This window comes from Streptomyces sp. NRRL S-920 (assembly GCF_000717945.1).
Lineage (GTDB): Bacteria > Actinomycetota > Actinomycetes > Streptomycetales > Streptomycetaceae > Streptomyces > Streptomyces alboniger.
Genome location: NZ_JODF01000010.1, coordinates 1 through 22,675 on the forward strand (window position 1 = coordinate 1; position 22,675 = coordinate 22,675).

Below are 22,675 nucleotides of genomic sequence, written 5' to 3' on the forward strand. Positions count from 1 at the left end.
GCCCCATCACGCGCCACCCCTCGTCGCGAGCCCAGCGGTCCTGCCCCGTCCCGCCCGTCCCGACCGTCCTGCCCGCCCGACGCCTCGCGGACACCACCACGTACAGGCCACCGACGCAACCGCACCGCCCCCCCACACCTTCATTCGCTTACGCAACCACATCATTCACGCAAGCGAACGGACCGGACCGCGCCCCTCCCGCCAAAGGCCCCGCACAACACAAGGCCCCGCCCGAACAGCACAAAGCCCCGGCCGCAAAAGCGACCGGGGCCTGTGAAGTGACTGGTGTCGATGACTCACGAACCCGTGGGCACGGAGTCAGTCGCCTCCGTCCACAGATCCTGCTCGGCGCGATCCGCCTGGATCTGGCGGTACACGAGGAGCCCGCCGATGGCGGCCAGTGCGACCAGGAGAAGCTTCTTCACCGCGCGACCTCGTCTTTCCTTGACGTAGGGGACTTCTGGCGCCCGACTATACACACCGATCGATATCGATCGGTGACCTGGATCCGCCCCCAACTCCGGCCCCTCACACAGCAGTCGAAACGGACCTCGGCGCTCCACATGCCCGGCCGCCCACTGTGATTTTCGCCGCCCTCGCCCTTTCTCGGCCCCCTTGAGGCCATCCGGGTGGTGTTCATCTGAACATCGACGCGACGCGAGCGTCGGTCCACCACTCTCGGTCCCGCATACACATCATGAGGAAAGTACGCAAATCGCCCAACCCGAATTGAGGGGTCATGACCGGCAACCAGGCCATGAAGCTGTGGACCACGATCGTCACCGCCTTCCTCGCGCTCTTCGCCGCGCTGGGACTCACCACGACGGCCACCGCGGCCACGGCGGTACAGGAGACCACGAACGCACGCAACGCCACGGAGTGCGCGCCCACACAGGCCCTGGCGGCCCTCTGGACGGCGGCGTACGAACGGTCCTTGCCCCCGACGATGAAGCAGCGCATCCGCGCCGAGGCCCACGGCTCATCCCCCAGCTGCCGGCACCTGCCCCCCACGGACACGGAAGCCGAGGCCGGGACCACCACCCATGAGCCAGGACTCGCCGCGGAGCCGTAACCCGGGCGGCACCCCCCAGAACTTCCCAAGGCCCCCAGCCACACCGGCTGGGGGCCTTCGCGCGGGCAGGCACACCAGCAAGCCACGGGGAGACGGGGTAGCGGCGGGGTAACAAGGTCACCCAACGCGGAAGGCCGGTAGATCCTGGAGATCTACCGGCCTTCCGACCTGGCATAAAGCCACTGTGGGGCTAACAGGATTTGAACCTGTGGCCTCATCCTTATCAGGGATGCGCTCTAACCAACTGAGCTATAGCCCCGCCGCGCTGCGGTGTGTGTCCCGCGCGCTGACCCCTGAAGATTAGCGCACCTGCGGGCCAGTCCCAAAATCGATACCCGCGCGGGGTCAGCGCCAGGGGCGAACCGGGGCCATGGCCCGGAAAAAGCGCCGCTACTCGTCCTCGGCCAGCGTCAGCTCGACGCCGCCCACGAAGCCCGCGGAGAGGTTGTAGATGAACGCGCCGAGCGTCGCCAGCGCCGTGGCCAGGACGACGTCGATGACCGCGATGATCGCGGTGAAGCTCAGGACGCGCGGCAGCGACAGGAAGGACTGGAGGTCGAAGCCGTTGGACTCGTTCGAGCCCGTCGCCTCGGAGATCGTGCCGCCCACCGTCGAGAAGACGCCCATCGCGTCCATGACCATCCACAGGACGGCCGCCGCGACGATCGTGCAGATGCCGAGCGCGATGGAGAGCAGGAAGCTGACCTTCATCACCGACCACGGGTCGGCCCTGGCGACGCGCAGCCGCGCCTTGCGCGTACGCGGCACCGTGCGGACCCCGGTCCGCGGCTTGCGCACCGTGCCCGTCTGCGCGCCACCGGCGCCCTGCTGGTACGCCTGCGGCGGGTGATACGGCTGGGACGCCTGCTGCTGGGACGGGCGCTCCCCGGGCAACGCCCCACCCTCCGTGTCGACGTCTCGGGTGTCCGTCACAGTCCCCCCCTGGGATCCATGAGACTCGGAGTCCTGTGCATCAGTGGCGGAGCCACGGGCACCGTCCGTACCGGTAGTGCCGGTCCGCTTTGCCCCGGCGCCCGTGGCTCCACTCACGATGACTCACTCCTCGCGCTACTCGGCCGAGGAATCCGTGCCCTCGTCCGTACCGGCAGCCGGCTCGCCGCCGTCCGGGTCGTCGACGACGATGTCCCCGTCGACTTCCTCGGCCTCGCGCCCGGCCTCGGCGTTACGAGCGATGCCGACAACGGCATCGCGCTTGCCCAGGTTGATCAGTTGGACGCCCATGGTGTCACGGCCCGTCTCCCTGACCTCGTTGACTCGCGTACGAATCACACCACCGCTCAGCGTGATGGCGAGGATCTCGTCCGTCTCCTCGACCACCAGAGCGCCCACGAGTTCGCCGCGGTCCTCCACGATCTTGGCAGCCTTGATACCGAGGCCACCGCGACCCTGGACGCGGTATTCGTCGACATTGGTCCGCTTCGCGTACCCACCGTCGGTGGCGGTGAACACGAACGTACCGGGCCGGACGACATTCATCGAGAGCAGCTCGTCGCCGTCGCGGAAACTCATGCCCTTCACACCCGATGTGGCGCGGCCCATCGGGCGCAGCGCGTCGTCCGTCGCGGTGAACCTGATCGACTGGGCCTTCTTGCTGATGAGCAGCAGGTCGTCCTCGGCCGAGACCAGCTCGGCGCCGATCAGCTCGTCGTCCGAACCGTCGTCCGTCTCGCGCAGGTTGATGGCGATGACACCGCCCGAGCGGGGCGAGTCGTAGTCCTTCAGGGGCGTCTTCTTGACGAGGCCGCCCTTGGTGGCGAGCACCAGGTAGGGCACCGCTTCGTAGTCGCGGATCGCGAGGATCTCGGCGATCTGCTCGTCCGGCTGGAAGGCGAGGAGGTTCGCCACGTGCTGGCCGCGGGCGTCGCGTCCGGCGTCGGGAAGCTCGTACGCCTTGGCGCGGTAGACGCGTCCCTTGTTGGTGAAGAACAGCAGCCAGTGGTGCGTCGTCGATACGAAGAAGTGGTCGACGATGTCGTCCTGCTTCAGTTTCGTACCGCGCACGCCCTTGCCGCCGCGCTTCTGCGAGCGGTAGTCCTCCGTCTTGGTGCGCTTGATGTAGCCACCGCGCGTGATGGTGACGACGATGTCCTCTTCGGCGATCAGGTCCTCCATGGACATGTCGCCGTCGAAGGGCACGAGCGCGGACCGGCGGTCCTCGCCGAACTTGTCGACGATCGCCGCCAGCTCTTCGCTGATGATCTGGCGCTGCTTCAGCGGGGAGGCCAGGATCGAGTTGTACTCGTTGATCTTCGCCTGGAGTTCGTCGTGCTCGGCGACGATCTTCTGGCGCTCCAGAGCGGCGAGGCGGCGCAGCTGCATCTCGAGGATGGCGTTGGCCTGGATCTCGTCGATCGCGAGCAGGCCCATGAGGCCCTCGCGCGCGATGTCGACGGTCTGGCTGCCCCGGATGAGCGCGATGACCTCGTCGATGGCGTCCAGGGCCTTGAGCAGGCCGCGCAGGATGTGCGCCCGCTCCTCGGCCTTGCGCAGCCGGAACTTCGTACGCCGGACGATGACCTCGACCTGGTGCGTGACCCAGTGGCGGATGAACGCGTCCAGCGAGAGGGTGCGCGGCACGCCGTCGACCAGGGCCAGCATGTTGGCGCTGAAGTTCGACTGGAGGTCGGTGTGCTTGTAGAGGTTGTTCAGGACGACCTTGGCGACCGCGTCCCGCTTGAGGACGATGACCAGACGCTGGCCGGTGCGCGAGGACGACTCGTCGCGGACATCGGCGATGCCGCCGACCTTGCCGTCCTTGACGAGGTCGGCGATCTTCTGCGCGAGGTTGTCGGGGTTGGTCTGGTAGGGGAGTTCGGTGACCACCAGGCACTGGCGGTTCTGGATCTCCTCGACCGCGACGACCGCGCGCATCGTGATGGAGCCGCGGCCCGTGCGGTAGGCCTCCTCGATGCCCTTCCGGCCCACCACGAGGGCGCCGGTCGGGAAGTCGGGGCCCTTGATGCGCTCGATGAGGGCGTCGAGCAGCTCCTCATGCGAGGCGTCGGGGTGTTCCAGGGCCCACTGCGCGCCCGCCGCGACCTCGCGGAGGTTGTGCGGCGGGATGTTGGTGGCCATGCCGACCGCGATGCCCGCCGAGCCGTTGATCAGCAGGTTCGGGAAGCGGGCCGGGAGGACCGTCGGCTCCTGGTTGCGGCCGTCGTAGTTGTCCGTGAAGTCGACGGTGTCCTCGTCGATGTCACGGACCATCTCCATGGCCAGCGGCGCCATCTTGCACTCGGTGTACCGCATGGCGGCCGCCGGGTCGTTGCCCGGGGAGCCGAAGTTGCCGTTGGAGTCCACCAGCGGCATCCGCATCGACCACGGCTGGGCGAGGCGCACCAGGGCGTCGTAGATGGAGGAGTCGCCGTGCGGGTGGTACGTGCCCATGACGTCGCCGACGACGCGGGCGCACTTGTAGAAGCCCTTCTCGGGGCGGTAGCCGCCGTCGTACATCGCGTACAGGACGCGGCGGTGGACGGGCTTCAGGCCGTCCCGTACGTCGGGCAGCGCGCGGGACACGATGACGGACATCGCGTAGTCGAGGTAGGAGCGCTGCATCTCCGTCTCGAGCCCGACGGGCTCGACGCGCATGCCCACACCGGGAACGGTGGGTTCCTCTTCGGGCATCACAGGGGTGTTCTCGTCGGCCATTGCTGGTCAAAGTCCTTTCGAGGTGCGGCTTGTACGGGCCGACTCAGATGTCGAGGAAGCGGACGTCCTTGGCGTTGCGCTGGATGAACGAGCGCCGTGCCTCCACGTCCTCTCCCATCAGCACCGAGAAGAGGTCGTCGGCCTGTGCCGCGTCGTCCAGGGTGACCTGGCCGAGCACGCGGTGTTCCTGGTCCATCGTCGTGATGCGCAGCTCCTCGGCGTTCATCTCGCCGAGGCCCTTGAAGCGCTGGACCGAGTCGTCCCTGATGCGCTTGCCGGCCTGTCGGCCGATCTCCACCAGGGCGTCGCGCTCGCGGTCGGAGTACGCGTACTGGAAGTCGTCCCGCGACCACTTGATCTTGTACAGCGGCGGGCGCGACAGGTAGATGTGCCCGTGCTCGACCAGCGGCCGCATGAAGCGGAAGAGGAACGTCAGGAGCAGCGTGTTGATGTGCTGGCCGTCGACATCGGCGTCCGCCATCAGGATGATCTTGTGATAGCGGAGCTTCTCGATGTCGAAGTCCTCGTGCACACCGGTGCCGAAGGCCGAGATGAGGGCCTGGACTTCCTGGTTGTGCAGGATCTTGTCGATGCGCGCCTTCTCGACGTTCAGGATCTTGCCTCGGATGGGCAGGATCGCCTGGTACATCGGGTCGCGGCCGGACTTCGCCGAGCCACCGGCGGAGTCACCCTCGACGATGAAGATCTCGCACTTCGTCGGGTCGTTCGACTGGCAGTCGGAGAGCTTGCCCGGCAGGGAAGCCGTCTCCAGGAGGCCCTTGCGGCGGGTCAGGTCACGCGCCTTGCGGGCGGCGACACGGGCCGTGGCGGCCTGGATGCCCTTGCGGATGATGTCCGCGGCCTCGTTCGGGTGCCGGTCGAACCAGTCCGTCATGTGCTCGTGCACGACCTTCTGTACGAAGGTCTTCGCTTCGGTGTTGCCCAGCTTGGTCTTGGTCTGGCCCTCGAACTGGGGCTCGCCCAGCTTCACCGAGATGATCGCCGTCAGACCCTCGCGGACGTCCTCACCCGTGAGGTTGTCGTCCTTCTCGCGCAGCAGCTTCTTCTCGCGCGCGTAGCGGTTGACCAGGCCCGTCAGCGCGGCCCTGAAGCCCTCTTCGTGGGTGCCGCCCTCGTGCGTGTGGATCGTGTTCGCGAAGGAGTACACGCCCTCGGTGTACTGCGAGTTCCACTGCATCGCGATCTCGACCGAGAGCAGACGCTCCTTGTCCTCGGCCTCGACGTCGATGACGGTCGGGTGGATCACCTCACCCTTGCGGGAGTTGAGGTACTTCACGAAGTCGACGATGCCGCCTTCGTAGTGGTACGTGACCGTGCGGGCCTCGGCGGCCTCGTCGTCGGTCGCCTCCGCCGAGTCCGCACCCGCCGTGGCCTTGGCCGACTCGCGCTCATCAGTGAGTTTGATCGTCAAACCCTTGTTGAGGAACGCCATCTCCTGGAAACGCCGCGCCAGCGTCTCGAAGGAGTACTCGGTGGTCTCGAAGATGTCGCCGTCGGCCCAGAAGGTGACCGAGGTGCCGGTCTCCTGGGTGGCCTCGTGACGCTCCAGGGGCGCGGTCGGGGCGCCGCTCTTGTAGTCCTGCGTCCAGCGGTAGCCGTCCGTCTTGATCTCGACGGAGAGCTTGGTGGAGAGCGCGTTCACCACGGAGACACCGACGCCGTGCAGACCACCGGAGACGGCGTAACCGCCACCGCCGAACTTGCCGCCCGCGTGCAGCACGGTGAGCACGACCTCGACGGCCGGCTTCTTCTCGACGGGGTGGATGCCCACCGGAATGCCTCGGCCGTTGTCGATGACGCGCACGCCGCCGTCGGCGAGGATCGTGACGTCGATCGAGTCCGCGTGCCCGGCGAGGGCCTCGTCGACGGAGTTGTCGACGACTTCCTGCACCAAGTGGTGCAGGCCACGCTCACCGGTCGAGCCGATGTACATGCCCGGTCGCTTGCGGACCGCGTCCAGACCCTCGAGGACGGTAATCGCGCTGGCGTCGTACGAGGCGTTGACCTCGCCGTTCTCGCCGGCGGCGGTGGACGGGATGTTCTCGTTGGGGTTGCCGGAATCGGCCACGAAGCGCCCTTTCTGGCACAGCACAAGCCAAGCTCCCGGCGGTGCCGGAGCGGCTGCGTCGTTCAGCGATAGTCAGCGTTGCTCGGTGCGTCCCACGAATGAGGCGGGATTAGCTTCCAGTCTACCGGTAGCACTGACATTGATGGGGGCTTGCCGGTACCTGAGTCCTCATGTGCCGCCCTGAACCGGACTCGGCCGACTCCCCATATGCGGAACGGGGCTCCAGAGGGCTCACAGCGGCACTCAGCGCTTCGAGCCGTCAACCCCCAGCGACCGTCGTCGGCGGTCTCAGCCGTAGGTGTCGCCGGGGCCCGTGCTGCCCGGGGCGCGCAAGGGTCCGAAGCGGCGCGGGGGGCCTCCGGGGCCGAGCACCTTGATGAGGCGCACGGTGCCGTGGCCCAGGTCCTCGTTGAGGCGGGCGACCAGCTGCGGGGCCATGAGGCGCAGCTGCGTGGCCCAGGCCGTCGAGTCGCACTGCACGGTCAGGACGCGCTCGTCCTCGTCGTACTTCTGCGGGACGCAGTGCTTGGCCAGGTCGTCGCCGACGATCTGCGGCCAGCGGCCCATCACCCCGCCGACCGCGGCCGGGGTCTCCCAGCCGCGCTCGGTGATCAGCCGGTTGATCGCGGAGCCGAGCGGCAGCGGATCGCGCCCATCGGCCCGCGCGCCGGACCGCAGCCCGCCACGACGGGCCTGCTTCTTCTGCTGAGCGGCGTCTCCACGCGCGCGTGCCTGTTCTTTGGCGGCACGCAGGGCGACCCGCGCCAGGTCGACGCCGGACGGCTCGGGCGTCTTCGGCGGCCCCGCGTCCTTGGGATTGTTCTGGGCGGGCTCCTCGGCGCTCATACGCGCTCCACCGCGCCCTCCGCCACCGCGTACCGCGCACCGGCGAGCACGGCCGGGACGTCGTCGTCCACGGCCGCCGTGACGAGCACCTGCTCTCCGGGGGCCACCAGCTCCGCGAGCCGCTCCCTGCGGCGCGCGTCCAGCTCCGCGAAGACGTCGTCGAGGACGAGCACCGGTTCGTTGCCCTCGGCCCTGAGCAGGTCGTACGAGGCCAGGCGCAGCGCCAGTGCGTAGGACCAGGACTCACCGTGGCTGGCGTACCCCTTCGCGGGGAGCTGGCCCAGCTTGAGCAGCAGATCGTCGCGGTGCGGGCCGACCAGCGTGACCCCCCGCTCGATCTCCTGCTTGCGGGCCTCTTCCAGGGCGGCGGTCAGCTGTGCGTACAGCGCTTCGCGCGTGTGACCGTCACCGGGCGCGGACGGCTTGTACTCCAGGGAGACCGGCCCGCCGCCGGGCGCCAGCTGCTCGTACGCCTTGTCCGCCAGCGGCTGCAACGCCGAGATCAGGTCGAGCCGCTGAGCCAGCAGCTCGGCGCCCGCGCGCGCGAGGTGCTGGTCCCAGACGTCGAGTGTGGACAGGTCCATGGAGCGCCCGCCGTGGCGTCTGGCGAGGGCGGCCGACTTCAGGAGGGTGTTGCGCTGCTTGAGGACACGGTCGTAGTCGGACCGGACACCCGCCATGCGCGGGGAACGCGCGGTGATCAGCTCGTCGAGGAAGCGCCGCCGTTCCCCGGGGTCGCCCTTGATCAGCGCGAGGTCCTCGGGCGCGAACAGCACCGTACGGACGATCCCCAGCACGTCTCGCGGCCTGACCTGCGAGGACCGGTTGATGCGGGCGCGGTTGGCCTTGCCGGGGTTCAGCTCCAGTTCGATCAGCTGCTGCCGCTCGCCCTGCCTGACGTTGGCCCGGATGACGGCCCGCTCGGCACCCATGCGCACCAGCGGGGCGTCCGAGGAGACCCGGTGGCTGCCGAGCGTGGCGAGATAGCCGACGGCCTCGACGAGGTTCGTCTTGCCCTGTCCGTTCGGGCCCACGAACGCGGTGACGCCCGGATCGAGAGGGACCTCGACCCGGGCGTAGGAGCGGAAGTCGGCCAGCGACAGATGCGTGACGTGCATGGTGTGCGCCGACCTCCCCCGGCAAGCCCGTGCTCGACGCACAGGCTGTGGATTACTTCTTCTCGACCGCGTGGCCGCCGAACTGGTTGCGCAGCGCGGCGATCATCTTCATCTGGGGCGAGTCGTCCTGGCGGGACGCGAAGCGGGCGAAGAGGGAGGCGGTGATCGCCGGCAGCGGCACGGCGTTGTCGATGGCCGCCTCGACGGTCCAGCGGCCCTCTCCCGAGTCGGCCGCGAAGCCCCGCAGCTTCTCCAGGTGCTCGTCGTCGTCCAGGGCGTTGACCGCGAGGTCGAGCAGCCAGGAGCGGATGACCGTGCCCTGCTGCCAGGAGCGGAAGACCTCACGGACGTCCGTGACCGAGTCGACCTTCTCCAGCAGCTCCCAGCCCTCGGCGTAGGCCTGCATCATCGCGTACTCGATGCCGTTGTGGACCATCTTCGCGAAGTGGCCCGCGCCGACCTTGCCCGCGTGCACCGAGCCGAAGTCGCCCTCGGGCTTCAGCGCGTCGAAGATCGGCTGCACCTTGGCAACGTCGTCCGTGTCGCCGCCGTACATCAGCGCGTAGCCGTTCTCCAGGCCCCAGACGCCGCCGGAGACACCGCAGTCGACGAAGCCGATGCCCTTGGCCCTCAGCTCCTCGGCGTGCTTCTCGTCATCCGTCCAGCGGGAGTTGCCGCCGTCGACGACGACGTCGCCGGGCTGGAGCAGCTCGGACAGCTCGTCGACGGTGGACTGCGTCGCGGCCCCGGCGGGGACCATCACCCACACCACCCGCGGGCCCTTGAGCTTGCCCACAAGCTCTTCCAGGCTGTGGACATCCGCGAGGTCCGGGTTGCGGTCGTATCCGATGACGGTGTGACCTGCGCGGCGGATGCGCTCGCGCATGTTGCCGCCCATCTTGCCGAGGCCGACGAGACCGAGCTCCATCAGTGGTTCCTTCACTAGCGACGTGGCGTTACGGCACTTTCGTACCTGCGTCCGAGCCTACGCCCGGACGCACGCACACACCTGTGGGCTCAGCCGCTCAGACGTACCGGCATGATCAGGTACTTGTAGGCGTCGTCCGCCTCGGCGTCCACGGCCGGCCTGCCGCTCAGCAACGCGGGCTTCGTGGAGGTCGTGAACGACAGCTGGGCGACCGGGGAGTCGATCGCGCTCAGGCCGTCGAGCAGGAACGTCGGGTTGAAGGCGATCGAGATGTCGTCGCCGTCGAGCTGGGCGTCGACCCTTTCCACAGCCTGTGCGTCATCGCTGGAGCCGGCCTCCAGGATCAGCACGCCCTGCTCGAAGCTGAGCCGCACCGGGGTGTTCCGCTCGGCGACCAGGGCCACGCGCTTGACGGCCTCCACGAAGGGGGCGGTCTCGATGACGGCCACCGAGTTGAACTCGGTCGGGAACAGCGTGCGGTACTTCGGCAGGTCGCCTTCGAGGAGACGCGTGGTCGTACGCCGGCCCGCGCCCTCGAAACCGATCAGACCCTCGCCCGCGCCCGAGCCGGACAGCGCCAGGGTGACCGTGTCGCCGCTCGTGAGCGCCTTGGCGGTGTCCAGGAGCGTCTTGGCGGGGACCAGGGCGACCGCGGACGCCTCGGGGTTCTCCGGCTTCCACAGGAACTCGCGGACCGCGAAGCGGTAGCGGTCGGTGGAGGCCAGGGTGACCGTGTCGCCCTCGATCTCGATGCGTACGCCGGTCAGCACGGGCAGCGTGTCGTCGCGGCCCGCGGCGATGGCCACCTGGGAGGCGGCGGAGGCGAAGACCTCACCGGGGACGGTGCCGGTGGCGGTCGGCATCTGCGGCAGCGCGGGGTACTCCTCCACAGGAAGCGTGTGGAGTGTGAATCGCGAGGAGCCGCAGACCACCGTCGCCCGTACACCGTCTGTGGAGATCTCCACCGGGCGGTTGGGGAGCGCGCGGCAGATGTCCGCGAGGAGCCGGCCGGACACGAGGACCGTGCCTTCCTCGTCCACCTCGGCGTCCACCGAGACGCGCGCCGAGACCTCGTAGTCGAAGCTCGACAGGCTCAGTGCGCCTTCCTCGGCCTTCAGCAGCAGGCCTGCGAGGACGGGCGCAGGCGGCCGGGCCGGGAGGCTGCGCGCCGCCCAGGCCACCGCCTCCGCGAGTACGTCGCGTTCAACCCGGATCTTCACCTAAGCCGCCCTCCTGCTGTTGCTGGCTGCTCTCGCCCGCTGGGCCTGTGGCCCTCGTCGTCTGACTCGGTGCCTCTCAGCCATGCCGTGGGAGGGACACCGGGGTCCAGTCTGACGCACGGCACTGACAGTCGGTGCCTGTCGGGGTCAAGTCGTGGCGAGCGGTCTCGGAGGCCCGGAGCGAGAGTTGTGCACAGCCCCAGCTTCGAAACCATTTCCCCGGTCTCTCTAGTTGGGAGTAGTAGTAGGGGCTGTGGAAACCGTGGATAACCGCGAATGCGCTGGTCAGTGCCGGTTTTTTATCCACTGAGCCTGTGGGCGGAGCCCGTGGACAACCGGGTGTTTCTGTGGACGGGCGAAAGTTCTGCACACCCGATGCACAGGCAGGGGTCACTTCTCCCCAGCGCTGTCCCCAGCTTTACCCAGCTTCCCCACAGGCCAACCGACCACCTTGGTGTGACGCCTTTCACTCGACCCGGTGAGTGGGCGCGTCACGTTGCCGAACAGTGGACAGCCGTGTGGAGAAGCTGGGGAAAGCTGGGGACAACGCGCCCGATCCTGTGGGCCGCCGGTGGACAACGTCGTGCACACCTTGTGGAAGAAATTTTCATCCACACCCTGTGGACAGTCTTCGTCCACGAATCCACAACCAGCTGACCAGGCCTGATGATCTCTCAGCAGCGTCCCCTGTGGACAGCGTCTGGACAACTTTCCAGTCCCCAGGGTGTGGAAGCGAAAAAGTTCGAACATCTGTGGAGAACCCCCGTCTGAACAGGGGGAATCGAACAGATAGGCCTGCTCGTACGACATCCCTGTGCGGTTCCTGACCGGTCCCCGCGCGCTCGGAACGGGCTCTACGCGCGCGTGAGCAACGAAAAGGCCGGGCTCCACGCGCGCGTGGGCAACGAAAAAGGGCGCCCCAGGAGTTGTCCCGGGGCGCCCTCAGCGGCGTGTCGCGGCGGCTGTCAGCCGTTCTTGATGCGGTTGGTCAGCTCGGTGACCTGGTTGTAGATGGAGCGCCGCTCGGCCATCAGCGCGCGGATCTTGCGGTCCGCGTGCATGACGGTCGTGTGGTCCCGGCCGCCGAACTGCGCCCCGATCTTCGGCAGGGAGAGGTCGGTCAGCTCGCGGCACAGATACATGGCGATCTGGCGGGCCGTCACCAGGACGCGGCTGCGCGAGGATCCGCACAGGTCGTCCACCGTCAGCCCGAAGTAGTCGGCGGTCGCGGCCATGATGGCCGTCGCCGTGATCTCCGGAGCCGCGTCCTCACCGCCCGGGATCAGGTCCTTGAGGACGATCTCCGTGAGCCCCAGGTCCACAGGCTGTCGGTTCAGCGACGCGAACGCCGTGACCCGGATCAGCGCGCCCTCCAGCTCACGGATGTTCCGCGAGATCCGCGACGCGATGAACTCGAGCACCTCCGGAGGGGCGTTCAGCTGCTCCTGCACCGCCTTCTTACGAAGGATGGCGATACGCGTCTCCAGCTCGGGCGGCTGGACGTCGGTGATCAGTCCCCACTCGAAGCGGTTGCGCAGCCGGTCCTCCAGGGTCACCAGCTGCTTGGGCGGCCGGTCGCTGGAGAGCACGATCTGCTTGTTCGCGTTGTGGAGCGTATTGAAGGTGTGGAAGAACTCCTCCTGCGTCGACTCCTTGTCCGCGAGGAACTGGATGTCGTCGACCAGCAGGATGTCCATCTCGCGGTAGCGCTTGCGGAAGCTGTCGCCCTTGCCGTCGCGGATGGAGTTGATGAACTCGTTGGTGAACTCCTCGGAGCTGACGTACCGCACGCGCGTGCCGGGGTACAGGCTGCGGGCGTAGTGCCCGATCGCGTGCAGGAGATGCGTCTTGCCGAGCCCGGACTCCCCGTAGATGAAGAGCGGGTTGTAGGCCTTCGCGGGCGCCTCGGCGACGGCGACCGCGGCCGCGTGCGCGAAGCGATTGGACGCACCGATGACGAAGGTGTCGAAGAGGTACTTGGGGTTGAGCCGCGCGGTCGGCTCGCCGGGGCCCGTCGCGGGCGCCGGCTGCGCGGCCAGCGGCCCGGGGGCGCCGCTCGACGAGGTGGGGCCCACCGGACCGCCCCGGTGCACTCCGTGGCCGCCGTGCCCGGCATTGCCCCGGTGGTCACGAGGGTCCCGAGGGTCACGGTGATCGCGGGGATCGCGGGGATCGCGATGGCCCCGGTGATCGCCGGACGAGTCGGGCATGTCGTGGCGTTCGCGCCGGTCCTGCTGCTCGGAGCGCTGCTGCTCGTACGGCGAGCGCTCCTGCGGCGGCTGCGAGCGGTAGTCGTGCTGCGGCTGCTGGGCCGGGCTCGCGTAGGGATCGCGTTCGGGGAAGCCGAGCCGCGGCTGCTGCCAGCCGTAGTCGTCCTGGGGCGGCTGCTGCTGCGGCCAGGCGCCCGGGGCCGGCCGCTGATAGTCCGGGTAGGCGGGCCGGGCGGACGGCATCTGATCGGAGCGGGAGCCCGCCTGGTGCTCGTCCGAGGAGCGGCGCCCGTAGCCGTCGTACGAGTCGCGCCCCTGACCGGACCCGGAGGGCAGCTCGGGCTCTTCGTAGCGCTGCTGGTGCGACTGCTGCTGCTGGCCGTTCTGGTGCTGCATCGGCGGCGCGGGCGGACCCGGCGGCTCGCCGACGGAGTCGTCGACCGTGATGGCGATGCGGATCGGGCGGCCGCACTCGCGGCTCAGGGTCTCGCTGACCACGGGCGCGAGACGCCCTTCGAGTACGCCCTTGGCGAATTCGTTCGGGACGGCGAGCAGCGCGGTGTCGGCGACCAGCGCCAGGGGCTGGCAGCTCCTGAGCCACCGCTCGTCCTTCGCCTCGACGCCCTGACCCCGCCCCTCACCCAGCAGATGTTCCAGAACTCGTGGCCACACTGCGGCAAGATCGGCAGGTACGTCAGCCACAGGGCACGCTCTCTCACGGGGTCCCACGAAGGTGTGGTTCTTGGGACGGAAATCGGGATGGGGAGGGGGAAGGGAACGAATCGGAGTTCAGCCAAGGTAGTCAGGGCGACGGCTGCGGTTCAAGTTGTTGTCCACAGGCTGTGCACAGTGTCTCCCTTCAGCGGTCGGTTTGACCGGATGGCGTAGTCCCGCGTACCGTGACCAGGTCGAGTTGTCGATGGCTGCTGCCGCCTGCCTCCGATGGGCAAAGATCACGATCTGTGATTGTGAAGCGGTGCACTCGGTGCGTATTCGCGAGCTTCTCGTGGGCGCACGGTGACAGCCAGGCGATGTCCCGCCACCACACGATCATTTCTGGAGCCCCCGAGTGAGCAAGCGCACCTTCCAGCCGAACAACCGTCGTCGCGCCAAGACCCACGGCTTCCGGCTGCGCATGCGCACCCGTGCCGGCCGCGCGATTCTCGCGTCCCGCCGTGGCAAGGGTCGCGCCCGCCTGTCCGCCTGATCTCAGTCAGGTCATGACGTCGTGCTGCCTACCGAGCATCGGCTGAGGCGGCGCGAAGACTTCGCGACCGCGGTACGACGAGGGCGCCGGGCTGGTCGCCCGCTCCTCGTCGTCCATCTACGTAGCGGTGCAATGGACCCGCACGTGCCTGGGGAGACCCTTCCCCCGACACGTGCGGGTTTCGTTGTCAGCAAGGCCGTGGGTGGAGCAGTCGTACGCAACACGGTGAAGCGCAGGCTTCGCCACCTCATGCGTGACCGGCTGGCCTCCGTGCCCCCCGGTAGCCTGGTAGTCGTACGAGCGCTGCCCGGAGCGGGTGACGCCGACCATGCACAGCTGGCCCGAGACCTGGACGCCGCCTTGCAGCGGTTGCTGGGAGGGGGCGCGCGATGAAGTACCCGCTGCTGGCCCTGATCAAGCTGTACCAGTGGACGATCAGTCCACTTCTGGGCCCGGTGTGCAAGTACTACCCGTCGTGTTCCCGCTACGGCTATCTGGCCATCGACCGGCACGGCGCTATCAAGGGAACGGCGCTCACTGCCTGGCGCGTCCTGCGGTGCAACCCGTGGTCGCTCGGTGGTGTCGACCATGTTCCGCCGCGCAAGCGTCCGCGGTGGCACGAGATGCTGCGCGCCGCCTGGCGCGAACGCAAGGGCGGGCCCTCCGCCGCAGGCGGGCCGACCGGGGCTCCTCCCCCGAGCACGGCTGCCGAGACCGAGACCCCGTCCCATGCTCAAGGAGCCTGATTAGTGGACACGATTGCCAGTCTCTTCAGCTTTATCACGACACCAGTTTCGTGGGTCATCGTCCAGTTCCACTCGGTGTACGGGAAGATCTTCGGTCCCGACACGGGCTGGGCCTGGGGCCTGTCCATCGTGTCCCTGGTGATCCTGATCCGTATCTGCCTGATCCCGCTCTTCGTGAAGCAGATCAAGGCCACTCGGGCCATGCAGACGCTTCAGCCCGAGATGAAGAAGATCCAGGAGCGCTACAAGAGCGACAAGCAGCGCCAGTCCGAAGAGATGATGAAGCTGTACAAGGAGTCGGGTACCAACCCGCTCTCCTCGTGCCTTCCCATCCTGGCGCAGTCGCCCTTCTTCTTCGCCCTGTACCACGTGCTGAACGGCATCGCGACGGGCAAGGAGATCGGCGTCATCGACGGCCCGCTCCTGGAGAGCGCGCGTAACGCGCACATCTTCGGTGCCCCGCTGGCCGCGAAGTTCATGGACAGCGCCGACAAGGTCTCCTCGCTCGGTGCCACGCTCACCGACGTCCGCGTCATCACCGCCGTCATGATCATCCTGATGTCGGCGTCGCAGTTCTTCACCCAGCGCCAGCTGATGACGAAGAACGTGGACACGACGGTCAAGACGCCGTTCATGCAGCAGCAGAAGATGCTCATGTACGTCTTCCCGATCATGTTCGCCATCTTCGGCATCAACTTCCCCGTCGGTGTCCTCGTCTACTGGCTGACCACCAACGTGTGGACCATGGGCCAGCAGATGTTCGTGATCCGCCGGAACCCCACGCCGGGCTCCAAGGCGCAGGCCGCCTTCCTGGAGCGGTTGCAGAAGCAGGTCACCCACCACAAGAAGGTGCGGGGCCGCGGCAACGCGAACGTCATCAAGGCGATCGTCGCCAAGGGCCGGGACCGCAACGAGTTCGAGCGCAAGTTCATCAACGGTCTGACCAAGGCGGGTCTCGCGGCCCAGGCCGACGGCTCCGTGGTGGAGAGCGAGAGCGCCGTCGCCACGCTGACCGAGGACGGGGCCACGGCCGCCGGGGCTCCGAGGCGCCAGCAGCCCAAGCGCCAGAGCAAGGCCAAGCGCCAGTCCGCCATCGCGCAGGGCGCCAAGGCGGAGGGCGAAGAAGGACCCAAGACGTCGCTGGAGAAGGCTCAGGACCAGCCTGAGGACGCCGCCCCCAAGGCCAAGCCGGCAGGCGGTAGCACGACGGGCAACAAGCCCGGCTCCGGAACGCGCAGCAAAGCCAAGTCGGGACAGCAGCGCAAGGGCCAGCAGCGGCCCAAGCACCCGTCCTCCAAGAAGTAGAAGGAGTCCATCCCGTGACGGAAGGCACCACCTCCGCCGCAGCCGAGGCCGAGGCCGGCGACACGCTCACCCGCCTTGAGCAGGAGGGCGAGATCGCTGCGGACTACCTCGAGGGTCTGCTGGACATCGCCGACCTCGACGGCGACATCGACATGGACGTCGAGGCCGACCGGGCCGCTGTCTCGATCATCAGCGACACCGCCAGCCGTGACCTCCAGAAGCTGGTAGGCCGCGACGGAGAGGTCCTGGAGGCACTCCAAGAGTTGACGCGTCTCGCCGTGCACCGCGAGACCGGTGACCGCAGCCGCCTGATGCTCGACATCGCGGGCTACCGCGCCAAGAAGCGCGAGGAGCTGTCGGAGATCGGCGCCCAGGCCGCGGCCGAGGTCAAGAGTTCCGGTGAGCCGGCCAAGCTCAAGCCGATGACGCCGTTCGAGCGCAAGGTCGTGCATGATGCGGTCAAGGCCGCCGGCCTGCGCAGTGAGTCCGAGGGCGAGGAGCCGCAGCGCTTCGTCGTCGTACTCCCCGCCTGAGCGGCCCCGCGTACGCCCGGCCCCGTCTGTTCGCAGGCGGGGCCGGTCTTTGTCAGCCTGATAGTTAGCCACCCCAGTGCGGTACGGAAGGACGGTCCCCGTGACGGAGGATGCGGAGCTCCCCTCGGCGCCTGAAGAGGCCCGGACGGTATTCGGCGATCGCTTCACGGACGCGGTCCGGTACGCGGAGCTGCTCGCCGATGCGGGAGTGCAGCGAGGCCTGATCGGCCCCCGGGAAGTGCCCCGCCTGTGGGAACGGCATCTGCTGAACTGCGCGGTGCTGTCCGAGGTCGTGCCCGAGGGCGTCACGGTGTGCGATGTCGGCTCCGGTGCCGGGCTGCCCGGCATCCCCCTGGCCCTGGTGCGCCCCGACCTGAAGATCACGCTCCTCGAACCGCTGCTGCGGCGTACGAACTTCCTCACGGAGGTCGTGGAGCTGCTCGGCCTCGACCATGTGACGGTGGTGCGGGGTCGCGCCGAGGAGGTTCTCGGCAAGCTGCCTCCGGTCCATGTGGTGACCGCGCGGGCCGTGGCGCCGCTGGATCGCCTGGCTGCCTGGGGCGTCCCGCTGCTGCGCCCTTATGGGGAGATGCTCCTCCTCAAGGGCGACACCGCCGAGGAAGAGGTCAAGGCCGCTGGATCCGCGCTGAGCAAGCTCGGTGCGGTGGGCACCTCGGTCCTGCATGTCGGTGAGGGCGTGGTGGATCCGCTGTCCACCGTCGTGCGGGTCGAGGTCGGGGAGAGCCCGGGAGGGGTGCGCTTCGCCGCGAAGCGGGCCAAGGCCGCGCGCACCGGGCGGGCGAGGCGCCGCCGCGGCTGACCGCCCGGCGAGCGCTGCGGCGAACTGCCCGGCAAGCTGTACTCCACAAAAGCTGCCAAACGTACGCATACCGGGGTGTCGCGCCAGCGGCACCCCGGCTGCCGTGCATCGTGTTTCACGTGAAACGTCGCTCACTGCTGCATGGCATCATCAGTCGCGGCCGCGCCGCGGAACCTCGCGAACGTCGACCACTTGGGTCCCTCGATAAGGGCACGGAGTTGTCCACAGAGGGGGATTCGTCCACAGAAGACCGGGCCTCGCTGGTTCACGACCCTCAAAGCATGGGAGGCTCTGTTCATTGCGAGCCTGATGTCGAGGAGAGTGAATCCTTGCGGTCCGACGCCAACATCGCGGGACCGATGACCGATCCGGTCCCCGGTCCCCGTACCGAGTCGGCGGGGGAGGATGTTTCACGTGAAACACCGACCCCGATGGACGACACCCCCATCGGTCGTGCTGCCCAACTGGCGGTGGAAGCACTCGGCCGCGCGGGCGAAGGCCTGCCACGCCCCGAGCAGACCCGTGTCATGGTGGTCGCCAACCAGAAGGGCGGGGTGGGCAAGACGACGACAACCGTCAATCTCGCCGCCTCGCTCGCTCTGCACGGCGCCCGCGTCCTGGTGATCGACCTCGACCCGCAGGGCAACGCCTCCACCGCTCTCGGTATCGACCATCACGCCGAAGTGCCGTCCATCTATGACGTCCTGGTCGAGAGCAAGCCGCTCTCCGACGTCGTTCAGCCGGTGACGGACGTCGAGGGTCTCTTCTGCGCCCCGGCCACGATCGATCTCGCCGGTGCGGAGATCGAGCTGGTGTCCCTGGTGGCGCGGGAGAGCCGGCTTCAGCGGGCCATCCAGGCCTACGAGCAGCCGCTGGACTACATCCTCATCGACTGCCCGCCGTCCCTCGGACTGCTGACGGTCAATGCCCTGGTGGCCGGCGCGGAGGTGTTGATCCCCATCCAGTGCGAGTACTACGCACTGGAAGGGCTCGGCCAGCTCCTGCGCAACGTCGACCTCGTGCGGGGCCATCTCAACCCGAACCTGCACGTCTCGACGATCCTGCTCACCATGTACGACGGCAGGACCCGGCTCGCCTCCCAGGTGGCGGACGAGGTGCGCAACCACTTCGGCAGCGAGGTGCTGCGGACCAGCATCCCGCGCTCGGTCCGCATCTCGGAGGCACCGAGCTACGGCCAGACGGTGCTCACGTACGACCCCGGATCGAGCGGCGCCCTCTCCTACTTCGAAGCGGCACGCGAGATCGCGTTGCGCGGAGTCGGAGTGCGCTACGACGTCCAACACGCCCACGCGGGCGCTCAGAACGACCAGCACAGCATGACGGAGGGGATGCAGTGAGCGAGCGACGGAGGGGACTGGGGCGAGGCCTCGGTGCCTTGATCCCTGCGGCCCCGACAGAGAAGCAGGTGTCGCAGAGCGCGGCTGGCGCCTCGACATCCCCCACGGCCGTGCCGGTACTCACCGCCGAGCGGGGGGTGGCCGCGGCGAAGGTGACCGCGCTTCCGCAGAGCCCTGTTGCACATGAAACGGCGGAGCCGGTCCAGCGGTCCGTGGAAGCTCTGGAGAACGCTCCGGTGGCCGGTGCGCACTTCGCCGAGCTGCCGCTCGACTTCATCTCGCCCAACCCGCGGCAGCCGCGTGAGGTCTTCGACGAGGACGCTCTCGCGGAGCTGGTCACCTCCATCAAGGAGGTCGGGCTTCTCCAGCCGGTCGTCGTACGGCAGTTGGGCCCCGCGCGCTACGAACTCATCATGGGTGAGCGGCGCTGGCGGGCCTGTCGTGAGGCGGGCCTGGAGCGTATCCCGGCGATCGTGCGGGCCACGGACGACGACAAGCTCCTGCTGGACGCGCTGCTGGAGAACTTGCACCGCGCCCAGCTGAACCCGCTGGAAGAGGCAGCCGCCTACGACCAGTTGCTCAAGGACTTCAACTGCACGCACGACCAGCTGGCGGACCGCATCGGCCGGTCCCGCCCGCAGGTCTCCAACACGCTGCGCCTGCTGAAGCTCTCGCCGGCCGTGCAGCGCAGGGTGGCCGCCGGGGTTCTCTCCGCAGGGCACGCCCGCGCGTTGCTCTCCGTCGAGGACTCGGAGGAGCAGGACCGGCTGGCACACCGGATCGTGGCCGAAGGCCTTTCGGTGCGTGCCGTCGAGGAGATCGTGACCCTCATGGGGTCGAGACCGCAGAGCGCTCCTAAGGCGAAGGGGCCGCGTGCCGGTGCCCGGCTCTCGCCGGCGCTGAGCAGCCTCGCCACCCGGCTCTCGGACCGGTTCGAGACCCGGGTGCGGGTGGATTTGGGCCAGAAAAAGGGCAAGATCGTCGTCGACTTCGCCTCCCTGGAGGACCTGGAGCGCATTCTCAGCACGCTGGCTCCGGGCGAGGGACCTGTCCTTCAGAACGGCCAGGCCGAGGATGCCTCGGAAGACGCCGCTGAGGACGACAAGGCCTGAGCAACAAACGACGGGACTCGCGAGAGCGGGCCGTGTCCGGTCTGCACCGGAACACGGCCCGCTCTTTGCTTTCCTGCGGTATCGATGGAATCACTTCGTGGATACGATGCGATCGGGTATGGCGCATCCACCTGACGGCACCTCATTGGGGAGGCGGGGGCCATGCGATCGATGAGCCGCACCGGACTGATGACCGCGGGCCTGGGGCTGGGAGCGGTCGGCGGATTCGTCGGCAGCCTGCTTCGGGAACGCAGCGCTCTGACAGCCGCCCGCAGCGCGGCGGGCGAGGAAAGTGAGGAACCGCCTTCATGGGGCGTCGGCTCGTACCGCTCACGCTGGACAACCTCCCGGACCTCCCCACGCGCTGCCGCTCGTGCGTCTTCTGGGAGCTGGACCCGGTCAGCGGCCAAGCCGCGGTAAAGGCGGGGACTCCAGAGCTGGAGAAGGAGGCGTGGATCTCCGCGGTCCTGCTGGAGTGGGGCTCCTGCGGCCGGGTCGTGTACGTCGACGATGTGCCGGTGGGCTATGTGCTCTACGCACCCCCCGCGTACGTTCCGCGTTCCACCGCGTTCCCCACGAGCCCGGTGTCTCCGGATGCCGTTCAGCTCATGACAGCGTGGATCATGCCCGAGTACCAGGGGCAGGGGCTCGGCCGGGTGATCGTCCAGACGGTGGCGAAGGATCTGCTGCGCCGGGGCTTCAAGGCGATCGAGGCCTTCGGGGACGCTCGGTGGGAGAAGCCCGCGTGTCTGCTGCCCGCGGAGCACCTCCTGGCGGTGGGCTTCAAGACGGTCCGCCCGCACCCCGCCTATCCGCGGTTGAGACTGGAGCTGCGGACGACGCTTTCTTGGAAGGAAGACGTCGAGTTGGCGATCGATCGCCTTCTTGGGGCCGTACAGAAGGAGCCTGTGCTCCGGCCGCTCTGACCCCGGACAGCAGAATGGACCAGCCCTCCAGGGAGGGACTGGTCCATTCGTGTTTCACGTGAAACATCGTCCGTCGCGCGTGAAACGTGGTCGCGAATTACTCGGCGATGAAGTCCGCGAGGTCGCGCTCCAGCGCGGCCTTCGGCTTGGCGCCGACGATCGTCTTGGCCACCTCGCCGCCCTGGTACACGTTCAGCGTCGGGATGGACATGACGCCGTACTTGGCCGCGATGCCGGGGTTCTCGTCGATGTTGAGCTTGACGATCTCGATCTTGTCGCCGTGCTCGGCCGCGATCGCCTCGAGGGACGGGGCGATCTGGCGGCACGGGCCGCACCAGGCGGCCCAGAAGTCCACCAGTACGGGCTTGTCGCTCTTGAGGACGTCCTCCTCGAAGGAGGCGTCGGTCACGTTCTTCAGGGTGCCGGCCACGGCAGTCTCCTTAACTTGGTGCAGTGGGGAAGATGGGGGTCAGACGGTGGCAGCCGCGGCGGTCTCACTGTCAGCGAGGGCAGCGAGGAAACGCTCGGCGTCGAGGGCGGCGGAGCAGCCGGTGCCGGCTGCCGTGATCGCCTGGCGGTACGTGTGGTCGACGACGTCACCCGCACCGAAGACACCGGTCAGGTTCGTGCGGGTCGAGGGAGCCTCGACCTTGAGGTAGCCCTCGTCGTCCAGCTCGAGCTGACCCTTGAACAGTTCCGTGCGCGGGTCGTGGCCGATCGCGATGAACAGGCCGGTCACCGGCAGCTCGGACGTCTCACCCGTCTTGAGGTTGCGCAGCGTCAGGCCGGAGAGCTTCTGCTCGCCCTTGATCTCCGCGACCTCGCTGTCCCAGACGAACTTGATCTTCGGGTCGGCGAAGGCGCGCTCCTGCATCGCCTTGGAGGCGCGCAGGCTGTCACGGCGGTGCACGATCGTCACGGACTTGGCGAAGCGCGACAGGAAGGTCGCCTCCTCCATCGCGGTGTCGCCGCCGCCGATCACGGCGATGTCCTGGTCCTTGAAGAAGAAGCCGTCGCAGGTGGCGCACCAGGAGACGCCGCGTCCGGAGAGGGCGTCCTCGTTCGGCAGGCCGAGCTTGCGGTGCTGGGAACCGGTCGTGACGATCACGGCCTTCGCACGGTGCACGGTGCCCGCGGTGTCCGTCACCGTCTTGATCTCACCGCTGAGGTCGACGGCGACGATGTCGTCGGGCACCAGCTCGGCGCCGAAGCGCTCGGCCTGGGCGCGCATGTTGTCCATCAGCTCGGGACCCATGACGCCGTCCTGGAAGCCGGGGAAGTTCTCCACCTCGGTGGTGTTCATCAGCGCACCGCCTGCGGTGACGGCGCCCTCGAACACCAGCGGCTTCAGCGACGCGCGCGCGGTGTAGAGCGCCGCCGTGTAGCCGGCGGGCCCGGAGCCGATGATGATCACGTTACGGACGTCGGTCACGGCTTGATTCCTTGTCTCTGGAGACTGCTGCGTACTGCTGGCGGGTGCCTGTCTCAGGTCTCTCACCCCACCCAACGGATC

The 22,675-nt window shown here is 68.1% G+C and carries 21 protein-coding genes and 1 tRNA gene; 10 read left to right on the plus strand and 12 right to left on the minus strand.

Features of this window, described 5'->3' with window-relative positions; genetic code table 11:
- Window positions 1-296: 296 nt before the first annotated feature.
- Complete coding sequence (locus IG54_RS42875; RefSeq protein ID WP_003999697.1) at window positions 297-425, minus strand: DLW-39 family protein; 129 nt, start codon at window positions 423-425, stop codon at window positions 297-299.
- A gap of 314 nt (window positions 426-739) precedes the next feature.
- On the opposite strand from IG54_RS42875, the gene IG54_RS0109645 reads away from it, so the two are divergent.
- The gene (locus IG54_RS0109645; protein WP_030779992.1) at window positions 740-1,072 is read left to right on the plus strand and encodes a DUF6344 domain-containing protein; all 333 of its coding nucleotides are present in this window, start codon (window positions 740-742) and stop codon (window positions 1,070-1,072) included.
- Between the two features lie 185 nt (window positions 1,073-1,257).
- Here IG54_RS0109645 and IG54_RS0109650 read toward each other — a convergent pair.
- The 9 genes from IG54_RS0109650 to dnaA all read right to left on the minus strand — a co-directional run bounded on the left by IG54_RS0109650 (window position 1,258) and on the right by dnaA (window position 13,857).
- Window positions 1,258-1,331: transfer RNA gene (locus IG54_RS0109650), tRNA-Ile, on the minus strand.
- A 131-nt stretch (window positions 1,332-1,462) separates the two neighbouring features.
- Window positions 1,463-2,122 (minus strand): DUF3566 domain-containing protein, encoded by a 660-nt coding sequence (locus IG54_RS0109655; protein ID WP_078593910.1) that lies wholly within the window; start codon window positions 2,120-2,122, stop codon window positions 1,463-1,465.
- Between the two features lie 18 nt (window positions 2,123-2,140).
- A complete protein-coding gene (gene gyrA / locus IG54_RS0109660; protein WP_030779999.1) occupies window positions 2,141-4,744 on the minus strand; it encodes a DNA gyrase subunit A in 2,604 nt (867 codons plus the stop codon).
- A gap of 43 nt (window positions 4,745-4,787) precedes the next feature.
- Window positions 4,788-6,857 (minus strand): DNA topoisomerase (ATP-hydrolyzing) subunit B, encoded by a 2,070-nt coding sequence (gene gyrB, locus IG54_RS0109665; protein WP_030780002.1) that lies wholly within the window; start codon window positions 6,855-6,857, stop codon window positions 4,788-4,790.
- Window positions 6,858-7,121: 264 nt separating this feature from the next.
- Complete coding sequence (locus tag IG54_RS0109670; RefSeq protein ID WP_030780005.1) at window positions 7,122-7,679, minus strand: DUF721 domain-containing protein; 558 nt, start codon at window positions 7,677-7,679, stop codon at window positions 7,122-7,124.
- On the minus strand, window positions 7,676-8,797 hold the full coding sequence (gene recF / locus IG54_RS0109675; RefSeq protein ID WP_030780008.1) for a DNA replication/repair protein RecF: 1,122 nt from the start codon (window positions 8,795-8,797) through the stop codon (window positions 7,676-7,678). The genes IG54_RS0109670 and recF overlap by 4 nt, the downstream gene beginning before the upstream one ends.
- A 52-nt stretch (window positions 8,798-8,849) precedes the next feature.
- Window positions 8,850-9,725 carry a phosphogluconate dehydrogenase (NAD(+)-dependent, decarboxylating) gene (gene gnd, locus IG54_RS0109680; RefSeq protein ID WP_030780011.1) on the minus strand — a complete coding sequence of 292 codons (876 nt, stop codon included), beginning with the start codon at window positions 9,723-9,725 and terminating at the stop codon, window positions 8,850-8,852.
- Window positions 9,726-9,814: 89 nt separating this feature from the next.
- The gene (dnaN, locus tag IG54_RS0109685) at window positions 9,815-10,945 is read right to left on the minus strand and encodes a DNA polymerase III subunit beta (protein WP_030780013.1); all 1,131 of its coding nucleotides are present in this window, start codon (window positions 10,943-10,945) and stop codon (window positions 9,815-9,817) included.
- A 965-nt stretch (window positions 10,946-11,910) separates the two neighbouring features.
- A complete protein-coding gene (dnaA, locus tag IG54_RS0109690; RefSeq protein WP_030780015.1) occupies window positions 11,911-13,857 on the minus strand; it encodes a chromosomal replication initiator protein DnaA in 1,947 nt (648 codons plus the stop codon).
- A 367-nt stretch (window positions 13,858-14,224) separates the two neighbouring features.
- Here dnaA and rpmH point away from each other — a divergent pair, with 367 nt between their 5' ends.
- The 9 genes from rpmH (at window position 14,225) to IG54_RS0109735 (ending at window position 21,162) form a co-directional block, all read left to right on the plus strand.
- The gene (rpmH, locus tag IG54_RS0109695; protein WP_003949374.1) at window positions 14,225-14,362 is read left to right on the plus strand and encodes a 50S ribosomal protein L34; all 138 of its coding nucleotides are present in this window, start codon (window positions 14,225-14,227) and stop codon (window positions 14,360-14,362) included.
- Between the two features lie 21 nt (window positions 14,363-14,383).
- Window positions 14,384-14,755: a ribonuclease P protein component gene (gene rnpA, locus IG54_RS40105; RefSeq protein WP_078593912.1), complete on the plus strand. Its 372-nt coding sequence runs from the start codon at window positions 14,384-14,386 to the stop codon at window positions 14,753-14,755.
- On the plus strand, window positions 14,752-15,108 hold the full coding sequence (gene yidD / locus IG54_RS0109705) for a membrane protein insertion efficiency factor YidD (RefSeq protein WP_030780017.1): 357 nt from the start codon (window positions 14,752-14,754) through the stop codon (window positions 15,106-15,108). The genes rnpA and yidD overlap by 4 nt, the downstream gene beginning before the upstream one ends.
- 3 nt (window positions 15,109-15,111) lie before the next feature.
- Window positions 15,112-16,413: a membrane protein insertase YidC gene (yidC, locus tag IG54_RS0109710; RefSeq protein WP_030780019.1), complete on the plus strand. Its 1,302-nt coding sequence runs from the start codon at window positions 15,112-15,114 to the stop codon at window positions 16,411-16,413.
- Between the two features lie 14 nt (window positions 16,414-16,427).
- The gene (locus IG54_RS0109715; protein WP_030780022.1) at window positions 16,428-16,946 is read left to right on the plus strand and encodes a protein jag; all 519 of its coding nucleotides are present in this window, start codon (window positions 16,428-16,430) and stop codon (window positions 16,944-16,946) included.
- A gap of 100 nt (window positions 16,947-17,046) precedes the next feature.
- Window positions 17,047-17,766: a 16S rRNA (guanine(527)-N(7))-methyltransferase RsmG gene (gene rsmG, locus IG54_RS0109720; protein ID WP_030780025.1), complete on the plus strand. Its 720-nt coding sequence runs from the start codon at window positions 17,047-17,049 to the stop codon at window positions 17,764-17,766.
- A 281-nt stretch (window positions 17,767-18,047) separates the two neighbouring features.
- A complete protein-coding gene (locus IG54_RS0109725) occupies window positions 18,048-19,124 on the plus strand; it encodes a ParA family protein (protein WP_078593913.1) in 1,077 nt (358 codons plus the stop codon).
- Window positions 19,121-20,236: a ParB/RepB/Spo0J family partition protein gene (locus IG54_RS0109730; RefSeq protein WP_030780031.1), complete on the plus strand. Its 1,116-nt coding sequence runs from the start codon at window positions 19,121-19,123 to the stop codon at window positions 20,234-20,236. Before IG54_RS0109725 ends, IG54_RS0109730 begins: the two co-directional genes overlap by 4 nt.
- 308 nt (window positions 20,237-20,544) lie before the next feature.
- On the plus strand, window positions 20,545-21,162 hold the full coding sequence (locus IG54_RS0109735) for a GNAT family N-acetyltransferase (protein ID WP_030780034.1): 618 nt from the start codon (window positions 20,545-20,547) through the stop codon (window positions 21,160-21,162).
- 97 nt (window positions 21,163-21,259) lie between these two features.
- Here the strand turns inward: IG54_RS0109735 and trxA are convergent, their stop codons facing one another.
- Together trxA and trxB are read right to left on the minus strand one after the other, a co-directional pair.
- Complete coding sequence (gene trxA / locus IG54_RS0109740) at window positions 21,260-21,592, minus strand: thioredoxin (RefSeq protein ID WP_030780037.1); 333 nt, start codon at window positions 21,590-21,592, stop codon at window positions 21,260-21,262.
- A gap of 39 nt (window positions 21,593-21,631) precedes the next feature.
- Window positions 21,632-22,594: a thioredoxin-disulfide reductase gene (gene trxB, locus IG54_RS0109745; RefSeq protein WP_030780040.1), complete on the minus strand. Its 963-nt coding sequence runs from the start codon at window positions 22,592-22,594 to the stop codon at window positions 21,632-21,634.
- Window positions 22,595-22,675: the final 81 nt, after the last annotated feature.

Coding starts and splice junctions, on each gene's coding strand:
- IG54_RS0109645 (WP_030779992.1), top strand. CDS start 740: ATGACCGGCAACCAGGCCATGAAGCTGTGGACCACGATCGTCACCGCC.
- gyrA (WP_030779999.1), bottom strand. CDS start 4,744: ATGGCCGACGAGAACACCCCTGTGATGCCCGAAGAGGAACCCACCGTT.
- IG54_RS0109670 (WP_030780005.1), bottom strand. CDS start 7,679: ATGAGCGCCGAGGAGCCCGCCCAGAACAATCCCAAGGACGCGGGGCCG.
- recF (WP_030780008.1), bottom strand. CDS start 8,797: ATGCACGTCACGCATCTGTCGCTGGCCGACTTCCGCTCCTACGCCCGG.
- gnd (WP_030780011.1), bottom strand. CDS start 9,725: ATGGAGCTCGGTCTCGTCGGCCTCGGCAAGATGGGCGGCAACATGCGC.
- yidD (WP_030780017.1), top strand. CDS start 14,752: ATGAAGTACCCGCTGCTGGCCCTGATCAAGCTGTACCAGTGGACGATC.
- IG54_RS0109725 (WP_078593913.1), top strand. CDS start 18,048: ATGGGAGGCTCTGTTCATTGCGAGCCTGATGTCGAGGAGAGTGAATCC.
- IG54_RS0109735 (WP_030780034.1), top strand. CDS start 20,545: ATGGGGCGTCGGCTCGTACCGCTCACGCTGGACAACCTCCCGGACCTC.